The sequence below is a fragment of the Streptomyces sp. CNQ085 genome, assembly GCF_022614595.1.
Lineage (GTDB): Bacteria > Actinomycetota > Actinomycetes > Streptomycetales > Streptomycetaceae > Streptomyces.
Genome location: NZ_JAJFAU010000055.1, coordinates 1 through 14,947, shown reverse-complemented (window position 1 = coordinate 14,947; position 14,947 = coordinate 1). Strand labels below are relative to the sequence as shown.

9 protein-coding genes and 1 pseudogene are annotated in these 14,947 nt (G+C 69.9%); 5 read left to right on the top strand and 5 right to left on the bottom strand.

Annotation, left to right across the window (positions count from 1 at the left end; all coding sequences use genetic code 11):
- Positions 1-107 precede the first annotated feature (107 nt).
- The gene (gene gltB / locus LJ221_RS11990; protein WP_241716168.1) at positions 108-4,676 is read left to right on the top strand and encodes a glutamate synthase large subunit; all 4,569 of its coding nucleotides are present in this window, start codon (positions 108-110) and stop codon (positions 4,674-4,676) included.
- Entirely contained in the window at positions 4,669-6,132 is a 1,464-nt protein-coding gene (locus tag LJ221_RS11985) for a glutamate synthase subunit beta (protein WP_241716166.1), read from the top strand. The genes gltB and LJ221_RS11985 overlap by 8 nt, the downstream gene beginning before the upstream one ends.
- Positions 6,133-6,265: 133 nt before the next feature.
- Here LJ221_RS11985 and LJ221_RS11980 read toward each other — a convergent pair.
- Positions 6,266-6,719, bottom strand: a pseudogene (locus LJ221_RS11980) (PPOX class F420-dependent oxidoreductase); the annotation flags it as partial.
- Between the two features lie 103 nt (positions 6,720-6,822).
- Here LJ221_RS11980 and LJ221_RS11975 point away from each other — a divergent pair.
- Positions 6,823-7,128: a chorismate mutase gene (locus tag LJ221_RS11975; RefSeq protein ID WP_241716164.1), complete on the top strand. Its 306-nt coding sequence runs from the start codon at positions 6,823-6,825 to the stop codon at positions 7,126-7,128.
- Positions 7,129-7,214: 86 nt separating this feature from the next.
- Complete coding sequence (pepN, locus tag LJ221_RS11970) at positions 7,215-9,746, top strand: aminopeptidase N (protein ID WP_241716162.1); 2,532 nt, start codon at positions 7,215-7,217, stop codon at positions 9,744-9,746.
- A 54-nt stretch (positions 9,747-9,800) separates the two neighbouring features.
- Here pepN and LJ221_RS11965 read toward each other — a convergent pair whose 3' ends face one another.
- Genes LJ221_RS11965 through LJ221_RS11950 form a run of 4 tightly spaced genes read right to left on the bottom strand, consistent with a single transcriptional unit; the run spans position 9,801 to position 13,126 of the window.
- The gene (locus LJ221_RS11965) at positions 9,801-10,328 is read right to left on the bottom strand and encodes a hypothetical protein (RefSeq protein WP_241716160.1); all 528 of its coding nucleotides are present in this window, start codon (positions 10,326-10,328) and stop codon (positions 9,801-9,803) included.
- Positions 10,325-12,286, bottom strand: coding sequence for a DUF6571 family protein (locus LJ221_RS11960; RefSeq protein ID WP_241716157.1), 1,962 nt, complete (start codon positions 12,284-12,286; stop codon positions 10,325-10,327). Before LJ221_RS11960 ends, LJ221_RS11965 begins: the two co-directional genes overlap by 4 nt.
- Positions 12,190-12,645: a hypothetical protein gene (locus LJ221_RS11955; protein ID WP_241716155.1), complete on the bottom strand. Its 456-nt coding sequence runs from the start codon at positions 12,643-12,645 to the stop codon at positions 12,190-12,192. The genes LJ221_RS11960 and LJ221_RS11955 overlap by 97 nt, the downstream gene beginning before the upstream one ends.
- A 28-nt stretch (positions 12,646-12,673) precedes the next feature.
- Positions 12,674-13,126, bottom strand: a complete 453-nt coding sequence (locus LJ221_RS11950) for a hypothetical protein (protein ID WP_241716153.1) — start codon at positions 13,124-13,126, stop codon at positions 12,674-12,676.
- Between the two features lie 243 nt (positions 13,127-13,369).
- Here LJ221_RS11950 and pyk point away from each other — a divergent pair, with 243 nt between their 5' ends.
- Positions 13,370-14,803 carry a pyruvate kinase gene (pyk, locus tag LJ221_RS11945; protein WP_241716151.1) on the top strand — a complete coding sequence of 478 codons (1,434 nt, stop codon included), beginning with the start codon at positions 13,370-13,372 and terminating at the stop codon, positions 14,801-14,803.
- Positions 14,804-14,947 lie beyond the last annotated feature (144 nt).

Sequence of the window (14,947 nt, the reverse complement as noted above, 5' to 3'; positions counted from 1 at the left end):
TAACCTGCACGAAAATTTGTTCAGCAGAGGGCCAACGTCGTCCCTCGGCGCTTCCCGGACCCGATCCGGAAAGCGCCACCAAGCCCCACATGACGACGGGAGAGCCGATGCGTGCTGCGCCTCTGACGGCCTACCCTGCCAAGCAGGGAATGTACGACCCGCGCGACGAGCACGACGCCTGCGGCGTCGGCTTCGTGGCCACCCTCACCGGTGAGGCGAGCCACGCACTGGTCGACCAGGCCCTGACCGTCCTGCGGAACCTGGAGCACCGCGGCGCCACCGGTGCCGAGGCCGACTCCGGCGACGGCGCGGGCATCCTGGTCCAGATCCCCGACGCCTTCCTGCGCGAGACCGCCGGCTTCGAGCTGCCCGAGGCGGGCTCGTACGCCGCGGGCATCGCCTTCCTCCCCACCGACGAGGCCGTCCGCGCCGAGGCCACCGCACGCATCGAGGCGATCGCCGCCGAGGAGGGCCTGAACGTCCTGGGCTGGCGCGAGGTCCCCGTCGCCCCGCAGCTGCTGGGCAGCGGCGCCCGCGCCACCATGCCCGCCTTCCGCCAGCTGTTCGTGGCCGACGGAGTGAACACCGGCCTGGCCCTGGACCGCAAGGCGTTCGTGCTGCGCAAGCGCGCCGAGCGCGAGGCCGGCACCTACTTCCCGTCGCTGTCCGCGCGGACGATCGTCTACAAGGGCATGCTGACCACCGGGCAGCTCGAGCCCTTCTTCCCCGACCTGTCCGACCGCCGCTTCGCCAGCGCCATCGCCCTGGTCCACTCGCGGTTCTCCACCAACACCTTCCCCAGCTGGCCGCTGGCCCACCCCTACCGCTTCGTCGCCCACAACGGCGAGATCAACACCGTCCGCGGCAACCGCAACTGGATGCGCGCCCGCGAGTCCCAGCTGGTCTCCGACCTCCTCGGCGGCAAGGACGCCGGGAACCTGGAGCGGATCTTCCCCGTCTGCACTCCGGACGCCTCCGACTCCGCCACCTTCGACGAGGTCCTGGAACTGCTCCACCTCGGCGGCCGCTCCCTGCCCCACGCGGTGCTGATGATGGTTCCCGAGGCGTGGGAGAACCACCCCTCCATGGACCCCGCCCGCCGCGCCTTCTACCAGTACCACTCCATGATGATGGAGCCCTGGGACGGACCGGCCTGCGTCACCTTCACCGACGGCACCCGGGTCGGCGCCGTCCTGGACCGCAACGGACTGCGCCCGGGACGCTACTGGGTCACCGACGACGGCCTGGTCGTCCTCTCCTCCGAGGTCGGCGTCCTGGACATCGACCAGGACAAGGTCGTCCGCAAGGGCCGCCTCCAGCCCGGCCGCATGTTCCTGGTGGACACCGCCGAGCACCGCATCATCGAGGACGACGAGATCAAGGCGTCCCTCGCCGCCGAGCGCCCCTACCAGGAGTGGCTGGAAGCCGGGATCATCGAGCTGGAGGACCTGCCCGAGCGCGAGCACATCGTCCACACCCACGCCTCGGTCACCCGCCGCCAGCAGACCTTCGGCTACACCGAGGAGGAACTGCGCGTCCTGCTCGCCCCGATGGCCCGCACCGGCGCCGAGCCGATCGGCTCGATGGGCACCGACTCTCCCATCGCCGCGCTCTCCACCCGCCCGAGGCTGATCTTCGACTACTTCACCCAGCTGTTCGCCCAGGTCACCAACCCGCCGCTGGACGCCATCCGTGAGGAGCTGGTCACCTCGCTGATCTCCTCCCTCGGCCCCCAGGGCAACCTGCTGGAGCCCACCGCGGCCTCCTGCCGCAGCGTCACCCTGCCCTTCCCGGTGATCGACAACGACGAACTCGCCAAGCTCGTCCACATCAACGCCGACGGCGACATGCCCGGAATGAAGGCCGTCACCCTCTGTGGCCTCTACCGCGTCGGCGGCGGAGGAGAGGCCCTGGCCGAGCGGATCGACGAGATCTGCGCCGAGGCCGAGGCCGCCATCACCGACGGCGCCCGCCTGATCGTCCTGTCCGACCGCCACAGCGACGCCGAGCACGCGCCGATCCCGTCGCTGCTGCTCACCTCCGCCGTCCACCACCACCTCATCCGCACCAAGCAGCGCACCCAGGTGGGCCTGCTGGTCGAGGCCGGAGACGTCCGCGAGGTCCACCACGTCGCCCTGCTCATCGGCTACGGCGCCGCCGCGGTCAATCCCTACCTGGCCATGGAGACCGTCGAGGACCTCGTCCGCGCCGGCACCTTCCTGCCCGGCGACACCGATCCCGAGACCGCCATCCGCAACCTGATCAAGGCACTCGGCAAGGGCGTGCTGAAGGTCATGTCCAAGATGGGCATCTCCACCGTCGCCTCCTACCGCGGCGCCCAGGTCTTCGAGGCCGTCGGTCTGGAGCAGGAGTTCGTCGACACCTACTTCCACGGCACCACCACCAAGATCGGCGGCGCCGGCCTGGACGTCGTCGCCAAGGAGGTCGCCGCCCGCCACGCCAAGGCCTACCCGGCCTCCGGTATCGCACCGGCCCACCGCAACCTGGACATCGGCGGCGAGTACCAGTGGCGCCGTGAGGGCGAGCCGCACCTGTTCGACCCGGACACGGTCTTCCGCCTCCAGCACGCCACCCGCACCCGCCGCTACGACATCTTCAAGCAGTACACCCGGCGCGTGGACGAGCAGGCCGAACGCCTGATGACGCTGCGCGGTCTGTTCGGCCTCAAGTCCGAGCGGCCCTCGATCCCCGTCGAGGAGGTCGAGCCCGTCTCCGAGATCGTCAAGCGGTTCTCCACCGGCGCCATGTCCTACGGCTCCATCTCCCAGGAGGCCCACGAGACCCTCGCCATCGCCATGAACCGGCTGGGTGCGAAGTCCAACACCGGCGAGGGCGGCGAGGACCCCGAGCGGCTGTACGATCCGGCCCGCCGCTCCTCGATCAAGCAGGTCGCCTCCGGCCGCTTCGGCGTCACCTCCGAGTACCTGGTCAACTCCGACGACATCCAGATCAAGATGGCCCAGGGCGCCAAGCCCGGCGAGGGCGGCCAGCTGCCCGGCCACAAGGTCTACCCGTGGGTGGCCAGGACCCGGCACTCCACGCCGGGCGTGGGACTCATCTCCCCGCCGCCGCACCACGACATCTACTCCATCGAGGACCTCGCCCAGCTCATCCACGACCTGAAGAACGCCAATCCCGGCGCCCGTATCCACGTGAAGCTGGTCTCCGAGGTCGGCGTCGGCACGGTCGCGGCCGGCGTCTCCAAGGCCCACGCCGACGTCGTGCTGATCTCCGGCCACGACGGCGGCACCGGCGCCTCCCCGCTCACCTCCCTCAAGCACGCGGGCGGCCCCTGGGAGCTGGGACTGGCCGAGACCCAGCAGACCCTGCTGCTCAACGGCCTGCGCGACCGCATCGTCGTCCAGACCGACGGCCAGCTCAAGACCGGCCGCGACGTGGTCATCGCCGCCCTGCTGGGCGCCGAGGAGTACGGCTTCGCCACCGCCCCGCTGGTCGTCTCCGGCTGTGTGATGATGCGCGTGTGCCACCTGGACACCTGCCCCGTCGGCATCGCCACCCAGAACCCGGTGCTGCGCAGCCGCTACAGCGGCAAGGCCGACCACGTGGTGAACTTCTTCGAGTTCATCGCCGAGGAGGTCCGCGAGCTCCTGGCCGAGCTGGGCTTCCGCAGCCTGGACGAGGCCGTCGGCCACGCCGAGGTCCTCGACGTCAGCCGCGCGGTCGACCACTGGAAGGCCCAGGGACTGGACCTGGCCCCGCTGCTGCACGTCCCCGAACTGCCCGAGGGCGCCGTCCGCCACCAGGTCGTCCCCCAGGACCACGGCCTGGCCAAGGCCCTGGACAACCAGCTGATCAAGCTCGCCGCCGACGCCCTGTCGGCCGACACCGCCGAGGACGCCCGGCCGGTACGCGCCCAGGTGCCCATCCGCAACATCAACCGGACGGTCGGCACCATGCTCGGCCACGAGGTGACGAGGAAGTTCGGCGGCGCCGGCCTGCCCGACGACACCATCGACATCACCTTCACCGGCTCCGCCGGCCAGTCCTTCGGCGCCTTCCTGCCGCGCGGCGTCACCCTCCGCCTGGAGGGCGACGCCAACGACTACGTCGGCAAGGGTCTGTCCGGCGGACGCGTCGTCGTCCGCCCCGACCGCGGCGCCTCCCACCTGGCCGAGTACTCCACCATCGCGGGCAACACCCTCGCCTACGGCGCCACCGGCGGTGAGATGTTCCTGCGCGGCAGCGTCGGCGAGCGCTTCTGCGTCCGCAACTCCGGTGCCCTGGTGGTCTCCGAGGGCGTGGGCGACCACGGCTGCGAGTACATGACCGGGGGCACGGCCGTCGTGCTGGGCCGCACCGGCCGCAACTTCGGCGCCGGCATGTCCGGCGGCACCGCCTACGTCATCGACCTCGACCCGGGCGACGTCAACCCCGACGCCGCCGGAGCCGTCGAACCCCTCGACGGTACAGACCGGCAGTGGCTGCACGACGTCGTGCGCCGCCACCACGAGGAGACCGGCTCCACCGTCGCGAGCCGGCTGCTCGCCGACTGGGAACAGGCCGCCGGCCGCTTCAGCAAGATCATGCCCCGTACCTACAAGGCAGTGCTCGCCGCCAAGGACGCCGCCGAGCGAGCCGGACTCTCCCAGGACGAGACCCACGAGAAGATGATGGAGGCGGCGACCAATGGCTGATCCCAAGGGCTTCCTGAACACCGACCGCGAGGTCGCCGAGACCCGCCCCGTACCCGAGCGCCTCAAGGACTGGAACGAGGTCTACGTCCCCGGCTCCCTGCTGCCGATCATCAGCAAGCAGGCCGGCCGGTGCATGGACTGCGGCATCCCCTTCTGCCACAACGGCTGTCCGCTGGGCAACCTCATCCCCGAGTGGAACGACTACGCCTGGCGCGGGGACTGGCAGGCCGCCGGCGAGCGGCTGCACGCGACCAACAACTTCCCCGAGTTCACCGGGCGGCTGTGCCCGGCCCCGTGCGAGTCCGCCTGCGTGCTGGGCATCAACCAGCCCCCGGTGACCATCAAGAACGTCGAGGTCACCATCATCGACAAGGCATGGGAGGCCGGCGGGGTCACTCCGCAGCCGCCCGAGCGGCTGTCGGGCAAGACCGTCGCCGTCATCGGCTCCGGCCCCGCCGGTCTGGCCGCCGCCCAGCAGCTCACCCGCGCCGGCCACACGGTCGCCGTCTACGAGCGCGCCGACCGCGTCGGCGGACTGCTGCGCTACGGCATCCCCGAGTTCAAGATGGAGAAGCGCCACATCAACCGCCGTATCGAGCAGATGCGAGCGGAGGGCACCAAGTTCCGCACCGGAGTGGAGATCGGCCGCGACATCGACGCCGCCGGCCTGCGCAGGCGCTACGACGCCGTCGTCATCGCCGCCGGCTCCACCACCGCCCGCGACCTGCCCGTGCCCGGCCGCGAGCTGAACGGCGTCCACCAGGCGATGGAGTACCTGCCCCTGGCCAACAAGGTCCAGGAAGGCGACTACATCGCCCCGCCGATCACCGCCGAGGGCAAGCACGTCGTCGTCATCGGCGGCGGCGACACCGGCGCCGACTGCGTCGGAACCGCCCACCGACAGGGTGCGGCCTCCGTCACCCAGCTGGAGATCATGCCCCGGCCCAGCGACGAGCGTGACCCGGTCGGCCAGCCCTGGCCCACCTTTCCCATGCTCTACAAGGTCACCTCCGCGCACGAGGAGGGCGGCGAGAGGGTCTACTCCGTCTCCACCACCCACTTCGAGGGCGACGAGGACGGCAACGTCCAGGCCCTGCACCTGGTCGAGGTCGAGTTCAAGAACGGAAGGCCCGAGCCCAGGCCGGGCACCGAGAAGCGCATCCCGGCCCAGCTCGTCACCCTGGCCATGGGCTTCACCGGCATCGACAGGGACAACGGCCTGGTCGAGCAGTTCGGCCTGGAACTGGACGAGCGCGGCAACGTCGCCCGCGACGCCGACTACGCCACCGACGTCGAGGGCGTCTACGTCGCAGGCGACGCGGGCCGCGGCCAGTCCCTGATCGTGTGGGCCATCGCCGAAGGCCGCTCCGCGGCCAGGGCCGTGGACCGCTACCTGACCGGCACCAGCTCCCTGCCGGCCCCGATCAGGCCGACCGACCGCGCACTGACCGTCTGACCCACCCCAGCCGTCCGTACGGTGCGGACGGCCGCTTCGGACGGCCGCCCGCCCGCCACGGACACACCCCGCGGCGCCGGCCCCCTCCCCGACCGGGGGCCGGCGCCGCGGCACGTCCGCGCACCGGTCGGCCACCCTCCGCCAGGCGGGCCGGGAAACCTCCCGCGGCCACCGGACCCCAGCGCACCGGAGCGATCCGCAGCAGCGACCTGCCCTGCCGCACCATCGCCTCGCGGCACTCGTCCCAGTCCGGGTGCTCGCCCGTGATCGCCCGGTGGTACTCCGCCAACGGCTCCACCGCCTCGGGCACGTCCAGCACCTCGGCGCCGTCCACTTGCGCACACGGACCCTCGAAGTCCTCCGGCAGCACGATCACGTTCACGGCCGGACCACGGCGTGCGTTGCGCGTCTTGGCGCGCCCGGGATACGTCGAGACCACGATCCGCCCCGCGCCGTCCGCCCCGCACGACACTGGCGACCCCTGCGGAGAGCCGTCGGCACGGCGGGTGGGCAGTACCTACCGCCCGGTGCCGGGGACGCACGGAGTCCAGCAGTTCCTCGGGTCCGGCACGGGTGTCGGTGGCGATGGAAGGGCCCTTGGCCCGAGCCTACGCCGCGCCACGCGCGGCCCGTATCCGCCCACCGGACCGGGCGGGGAGAGGAAGCCGACAGCGCATAGAGTCGGTGACCATGACGAACAGCGAGATCGCCCCGTCGGTGCGGGCAGAACTCACCCGCCTGCGCGACAGCATCGACAACATCGACGCCGCCGTGGTGCACATGCTCGCCGAGCGCTTCAAGTGCACCCAGCAGGTCGGCCGGCTCAAGGCCGAGCACCGGCTGCCCCCGGCCGACCCCGCCCGCGAGGCCCAGCAGATCGCCCGGCTGCGTTCCCTCGCCGAGAGCGCCAAGCTCGACCCGGCCTTCGCCGAGAAGCTGCTGAACTTCATCATCGCCGAGGTCATCCGCCACCACGAGACCATCGCCCGCTCCTGACCGCCCCGGTCACGCGGCTCCGGCCGGAAAGTACGGCACGGGGCACCCGGTGCGCCCCGCCCGGCCGATACGGCAGCATGAACGCCATGCCCGCACTGACCCGAGAAGAGGCGCGGAGCCGAGCCCGGCTCATCGATGTCCAGCACTACACCGTCGACCTCGACCTGACCCGGGGAGAGGAGGTCTTCGGCTCCACCACCACTGTCCGCTTCACGACCCGCGAAGCGGGCGACACCTTCGTCGAGGTGCGGCCCCACACCCTCCACCGGGCCGCCCTCGACGGAAACGCACTCGACCCCGCCTCCCTCACCGACGGGCGCCTGCCGCTGACCGGCCTGAACACGGGCGGACACGAACTGCGCATCGAGGCCGACATGGCCTACTCGCGCACCGGCGAAGGCATGCACCGCTTCACCGACCCCGCCGACGGCCGCACCTACCTCTACACCATGTGCTTCCAGACCGAGGCATCCCGCGTCTTCGCCGCCTTCGACCAGCCCGACCTCAAAGCCCCTTTCACCGTCACCGCCACCGCCCCCGAGGAGTGGACCGTCCTCGGCAACGGCGCCGCCCGGCGCGTGGAAGGGGAGCCCGGCCGCTGGAAGTGCGCCACCACCCCCCCGCTGAGCACCTACTTCATGGCACTGGCCGCCGGCCCCTGGCACTCGGTGCGCACCGAGCACGCCGGAATCCCCTTCGGACTGCACGTACGTCGGTCCCTGGGCAGCCACCTCGACGACGACGCGCAGGAACTGCTCGACATCACCCGCGCCTGCTTCGACCGCTACCACGAGATCTTCGACGAGCCCTACCCCTTCGACTCCTACGACCAGGCATTCGTCCCCGAGTTCAACGCCGGCGCCATGGAGAACCCCGGGCTGGTCACCCTCCGCGACGAGTACATCCACCGCTCCGCCGTCACCGAAACCCAGCTCCAGACCCGCGCCGTGACCATCGCCCACGAGATGGCCCACATGTGGTTCGGTGACCTGGTCACCCTGCGCTGGTGGGACGACATCTGGCTCAACGAGTCCTTTGCCGAGTACATGGGCTACCAGGTCCTCGCCGACGCCACCCGCTTCACCGCCACCTGGACCGAGTTCGCCGTCGACCGCAAGTCCTGGGGCTATGACGCCGACCAGCGTCCCTCCACCCACCCCGTCGCCCCCGAACCCGAAGCGGTGCCCGACACCGCCACCGCACTGCTCAACTTCGACGGCATCTCCTACGCCAAGGGCGCCTCCGCGCTGCGCCAACTGGTCGCCTGGCTCGGCGAGGAGACCTTCCTCGCCGGCATCAACGACCACTTCGCCCGCCATCGTTTCGGCAACGCCGCCCTCGCCGACTTCCTCGACTCCCTCGCCCGCGCGTCCGGCCGCGACGTCCACGCCTGGTCCGACCGCTGGCTGCGCACCACCGGCGCCGACACCCTCACCCCCCGCGTCATCACCGACGCCCGCCACTGGCACCTGGAGACCACCCACACCGGCAACCGCCCCCACCGCCTCACCATCGGTCTCTACGACCTCGACGGCACCGGACTCGACGGCACCGGGGCGGAAGACCGCCTGACACCCCGCGAACCCCTCACCGCCGACATCCCCGCCGACGGTGGCCACACCCTCACCGCCGACGGCCCCCGCCCCGACCTCGTCCTCCTCAACGACCGCGACCTCACCTACGCCAAGGTCCGCCTGGACACGGGCTCCTGGCGCACCGTGCGACGCGCCCTGGCCCACCTGCCCGACCCCCTCACCCGCGCCACCGTCTGGAACGCCTCCCGCGACATGGTCCGCGACGGCCTGCTGCCGCCCGCCGACTACCTGGACACCGCACGCGCCCACCTGCCCCAGGAGAAGGACAACGCCGTCCTCGCCGGCGTCCTGCACTTCGCCCGCCACGAGATCGCCGACCGCTACCTGCCGCCCGAGCAGCGCACCACCGCCCTGGAGACCCTCACCGATCTCGCCCGCGCCCTGCTGGAGAGCGAACCGGACGGCGGCGGACACGACGGGGGAGTGCACCTGACCGCCGTACGGGCCGCCATCGACAGCGCCACCACCCCCGGCGAACTCCACCACTGGTGGACCACCGGCGCCCTCCCCGGCGGACGTCCCCTCGACCACGAACTGCGCTGGCGTCTCCTGCACCGCCTCGCCGTCCTCGGTGCCGTGAACACCTCCGACATCGGCGCCGCGCACGACGCCGACCCCAGCGCCACCGGCACCGAGGGCGCCGCACGCTGCCGCGCCGCCCTGCCCGATTCCGCCGCCAAGGAAACCGCCTGGCAGGCCCTGTTCGACGAGGCCGACACCCTCTCCAACTACCTGCTCAAAGCCACCTTCCAGGGCTTCTGGCACACGGAGCAGCACGACCTGCTGCGCGACTACGTACCCCGCTACTTCGAACAGGCTCCCGTGCTCGCCGTCCGCCGCGGCCCCGCCATCGCCCAGGCACTGGGGCGGCACGGCTTCCCCCGCCCCTTCACTGACCCCGAAACCCTGGCCCTGGGGCAGCGGCGCCTGGCCGACGGCTCCCTCATCCCCGCCCTGCGACGCTCCCTCGCCGACGAACTCGACGACCTCGCCCGCGCGTTGCGCGTACGCGCGGCGCACTGACGCGGGTGGGTGCCGGGGCCCGGCCATGACCGGGCCCCGGCACCCACGGACCGCTTATCGCATGTCCGCGCAGGGATCGCTTTCAGTGAACTCTCCGTGATATGCGAGGATGAGTTTTTCCATGGCCTTGGTGTTCGGTATTCCTCCGTTCCTCACTCTGGCTGTGAGGAAGATATCCCAGTCCTTTCCCTGTTCCGTGCAGCGCACCGCAGCCACCGCGTCTTCTTTGGAATACACATAAGTCCCGTCAGTGGATTTCTTGTCCGGGGTCGCGTAGGCCTGCCGGAGTGCAAAGCGTTCCGCCGACCAGTTGGGCTCCCACCATTCCCAAGTCAGCATGAAAACACTCTTGTCGTCTATCGAAACCCTGCAGAACCAGTCGATGCGGTCAATCTCTTCGGTCTGGTCGATATCCTTCCCTGGGGGGAGGAAAGGCTCAATCAGTTCTGCGTCGATATTCATGCCGCACAGCGATTTGGGTACTGTGTATTCCCGCTCATCCTTCTCGGTCCCGCATCCGGTTACCGAGACCAGTGCGGCAAGAAGCAGAGTGGCCGCGCGAATATCCCTAATTTTTTTCACGACGCGTCGCCAGATGATCTCATGCCAACTCCTTCGGTGTGGCTGTTTCCCACCTGAGTGGCGACCGTATTTTGAATGTCTTCGATGGTTTCATCATTTAGATCGGAGTGTTTGGCGGAGGCGCGCAAGACGGCCTCCTTGGCCGCTTCGGTAGCTGCCTCGCGAGTCAGAACATAATCCCGTCTACCGTTTTCCTTGACATCGGTGACGTCCTTCTCGGCGCTCTTCACCACGCTCTCCGTGATGTCCTCGGCCAGCCAGTTGATGACCTCACCCACCACCGGGACCCGCTCCGGGAGGAGCGATGTGCCCAGTTCGACGGTGCGGATGGCCCACTTGCCCTTGTCGCCCGCGGCCTCGTTGAAGTCCTTGACGGCCGCCGTGTTGTAGTCGTGAACGGCGTCGGCACGGGCATCGCTCATGATGCCCGCCATCACGGCACCTGGAGCGACCGCGCTGCTCACCTTCTGCTCCAGGGAGACCTCCGATTTGTCCTCCCCGCTGAAGACCCCGTCGAACACCTTGTCCACCATCAGCGTCGTGTACGACTGCTGAGCACTGGTGATCGCGGCATACGCGTCCGGATCCTGCCCCACCTCGCCGAGGAAGCTCACCACATGGCTGGTGTTCTCGAAGACCGCGGGAACACCGTTGACCGGGAAGCCGTCCGATGCGGGGGAGTCCCCGTACATCGAGCGCTGGAAATCGCCGATGTACTCCGCCGTGATGTTGCCCAGGCTGTCCCGCAGCACATGGAGAGGGCCGGACTTGAGATCCTCGAACTTCTCGTCCTTCAGGTTCTCGTTGTGGCGGATCAACTCGGGATGCTCGCCGAAGTGCGCCACCAGACGCTCGGTGAACTCCGCGCGCTCCGAGGTGTGCTTGACCGGCTCCGTCGACTGACTGTCGTACGCGCGCCCGGTCGCCGCCGCCTCCAGGGGGTGCCCCAACGCGTTCGGCCCGTGCTCGAGGACATCCTCCGATCCGGCCGTGCCCGGCTTCGCCAGGGTGTCCGGCGGCCACTCGAAGTCCTCCCCGAGGAACTCGTCGAAGTACTGGTAACCCAGTTCGGCGCCCTTGTCGACGGTGCCGTCCTCCCGGTGCACCACCGGATCACCCGTGAAGAACCTCTCCGCGGCCTCCGGGCTGTGCCCCAGCGCCTCCAGCACACTCGTCAGCGGGTCGTAGCCCGCCCCGCCCTTGCCGGACGGGTTGTAGCCGAGGTCCGCATCGCCCATGCCCGCCGGCCTGTTCGACGTGAACCGCATGGGCTCGTCGTGGTGGAGCTGGGTGATGTGCTCCGCGATCGGGGTGAGGAAGTCCGCGTCGTAGTCCCCGTAGCGCACGAGCCCGCCGAGAACCTGGTAGCCGTACGGCTGGGGGCCGAACGGGCCCGGCTCCAGCTCGAGCTGCCGGGTGCCGAGCCTGCGGAACTCCTCACCCCAACCGGCAGGCAGGTGCGTCTTGTTGTCCGGGGCGGCGGCGGTGGCCAGCGCGATGCCCATGTTCCGCTGGAGGTCCCGGGACAGCGCCAGCCGCTCCTCGTCCCCCTCCCCGTCCCCCAGAGTGCCGTCGAGCGACATCCGGGCGTAGAACCGCGGGGCCTCCTCGGGGCCGCCCAGCCCTTTGTAGAAGACCGTGGAGAACTCCGGGTCCTCGGCGTTCGCGCCCACCAGGCCGTTGAACTCGCGGTACTGGGCATCCGACATGTCCGGCCCCAGCTTCGCCAGTTCCACGGCGCGCTCGGCCTCGGCCTCGTCCAGGGAGCTGTACTGGACGTGCCCGAAGTTGTGGGAATCGCCGCCGTGGACTCTCTTCAGCGCCCGAGCCGCCAGGTCGTCGATCTCCTCGGCCCGCGCGATCAGCCGGTCGATCCGGGCCGCCAGATCCTTGCCCGCCCGGTGCTGCTCCTCGGAGGGGGGGCGCTGTTGTCCGGCTGCCGGTCGAGGGAGAACCACACGGTCCCGTCGCCGTTGTCCCTCACCCGGATGCCCTGCTCACGGCCGCCCTCGACCTCCTTGATCAGGTCGGCCTGGACGGACCTCAGATCCGCGTGCGCGTCCCTGAGGACGTTCCTGATGCTCTTTGCCTGTGCCGCCGCGTCACCGAACTCCCTGGCCGTCCTGCGGACGAACGGCTTGGTGACGGAGGCGTTCTCGCCCTTCCAGTCGGCCTTCTCGGCCTTGGAGGCCATACCGGTGCGGGCGTCGTCCGCCAGCTCGTCCAGTCCGGTGACCACCGACTCCCGGTCCGACACCGCCCCCGACAGGCCGGAGAAGGAGACCCCGTACAGATCGGTGAAGGTCAGCTTGGCCATGGTGCCGTTTCCCCCGTCCCCTCCGCGCTCACCTGTAGTAGCGCTCGATCTCCGACACCGGCATGGCCGAGCCGTCGCGGCGCCGCATCCGCGCCTCGATCTCCTTGTCCTGCCCGGCATAGGCCTTCGCGCTGTAGTCGAGGTGGTTGGAGATGTGCGCACAGGACTGCAGCAACGTCCTGAGCTGGGAGTCCCACACCCCAACGGTGATGCCGAGCTCCTCGCCCAGCGTGAAGTTGGCGTTCTTCAGAGCGGTGGCGGCGCCGCCGCTGGACTCGCGGGCGACGTCACCGTCCCTGCGCAACCGCCCGAACAGCACATGGGCGTCGTGTCCGATGGCCCCCAACTCGTCCTGGGCGGCCGACAGATCGTGCCCGTCGCCCCCGCCGTCACCGGGGCCGGACTCGTTCAGCCACGTCCCGGCACCACCCTGCTCCGAGGCCTTCGCCACCAGAGCGGCCCACTCCTCGTCGAACGACACACGCCCTCCCCCGAGTCGGCCGATTCGCTTCGTAACCAGAAGATAACAGAAGGGAGTGGGCGCGAATGGAGCCCGGGCGCAGGCTCGAACACGCCGTCGTATGCCGCCGCGGAAAATGGAAACGCTCATCCGAGCGACCTCCCTCCCAATTCGCAAGTTGTTAACGGCCTTATGTGGAACGGTCGTTGAACAGTTCCCTTCCCACAGTTCCCTACCTGCCGGTAAGTTCATAGGCTCGCTGCCATGCGCCGCGCGAAAATCGTCTGCACACTGGGCCCTGCCACCGATTCGTACGAGCAGATCAAAGCCCTCGTCGAAGCCGGAATGGACGTGGCCCGCCTCAACCTCAGCCACGGCACCCACGCCGAGCACGAGGAACGCCACCGTCGCGTGCGCCGAGCGTCCGAGGAGACCGGCCGCAGTGTCGGCATCCTCGCAGACCTTCAAGGCCCGAAGATCCGGCTCGGACGATTCCGCGAAGGCCCCGTACTCCTCGAACGCGGCGACGAGTTCACCATCACCACCGAGGACGTCGAGGGCGACCGCGAACAGTGCGGCACCACCTACGAAGGACTCGCCGACGATGTCGCCCCCGGCGAACTCGTCCTCGTCGACGACGGCCGCGTCGGCCTGAGAGTCACGGCCGTCGACGGCCCCCGCATCCGCACCGAGGTCACCGAAGGCGGCATGGTCTCCGACCACAAGGGCCTCAACCTCCCCGGCGTCGCCGTCTCCGTACCCGCCCTCTCCGGCAAGGACATCGACGACCTGCGCTGGGCGCTGCGCGCCGGAGTGGACCTCATAGCCCTCTCCTTCGTCCGCGGCGCAGGCGACATCGCCGACGTCCACCGCGTCATGAAGGAGGAAGACCGCCGCCTCCCCGTCATCGCCAAGATAGAGAAACCCCAGGCGGTGGAGAACCTCCCCGAGATCGTCGCAGCCTTCGACGGTCTCATGGTCGCCCGCGGTGACCTCGGCGTCGAGATGCCCCTGGAAACCGTCCCCCTGGTGCAGAAACGCGCCGTCGCCCTCGCCCGGCGCAACGCCAAACCGGTCATCGTCGCCACCCAGATGCTCGACTCGATGATCGACTCCTCCCGGCCCACCCGTGCCGAGGCATCCGACGTCGCCAACGCCGTCATGGACGGCACCGACGCCGTGATGCTCTCCGGTGAGACCAGCGTCGGCAACCACCCGGCCGAGACCGTCGCGACCATGGGCCGCATCGTCGCCGCGGCCGAGGAGGACATGCTCTCCCAGGGCCTGCGTCCGCTCGCCGAGAGCGCCAAACCCCGTACCCAGGGCGGCGCCGTGGCCCGCGCCGCGGCCGAGATGGGCGACTTCCTCGGTGCCGAGTACCTCGTCGCCTTCACCCAGTCCGGCGACACCGTCCGCCGCCTGTCCCGCTACCGCTCACCCATCCCCGTCCTCGCCTTCACCCCCGACCCGGCCACTCGCGCCCAGCTCAACCTCACCTGGGGAGTGGAGACCTTCCTCGGGCCCACCGTGAGCAGCACCGACGAGATGGTGGAGCAGGTCGACGAACGGCTGCTGGAGATGGGGCGCTGCGCCAGGGGCGACAGGGTGATCATCACCGCCGGCTCCCCGCCCGGTGTCCCCGGCACCACCAACATGGTCCGCGTCCACCGCATCGGTGACGGGCACTCCGGCCGCTGACCGGGCTTCGGGCGGCCGGCAGGGCCTTTGAGAAGTGCCGAGGTGGGCGGTTCGCCTGCTGAGAGCCGGATGTGACGGCTTGTTGGCTTCTGCCGGAGGCGCCCCTGGACGCAGAACAGGCATGGCCGCTGGTGATCATGTGGG

Excerpts from the sequence above, each read along its gene's own strand:
- pyk (WP_241716151.1), top strand. The coding sequence starts at position 13,370 with ATGCGCCGCGCGAAAATCGTCTGCACACTGGGCCCTGCCACCGATTCG.
- LJ221_RS11985 (WP_241716166.1), top strand. The coding sequence starts at position 4,669 with ATGGCTGATCCCAAGGGCTTCCTGAACACCGACCGCGAGGTCGCCGAG.
- gltB (WP_241716168.1), top strand. The coding sequence starts at position 108 with ATGCGTGCTGCGCCTCTGACGGCCTACCCTGCCAAGCAGGGAATGTAC.
- LJ221_RS11955 (WP_241716155.1), bottom strand. The coding sequence starts at position 12,645 with ATGGCCAAGCTGACCTTCACCGATCTGTACGGGGTCTCCTTCTCCGGC.
- pepN (WP_241716162.1), top strand. The coding sequence starts at position 7,215 with ATGCCCGCACTGACCCGAGAAGAGGCGCGGAGCCGAGCCCGGCTCATC.
- LJ221_RS11975 (WP_241716164.1), top strand. The coding sequence starts at position 6,823 with ATGACGAACAGCGAGATCGCCCCGTCGGTGCGGGCAGAACTCACCCGC.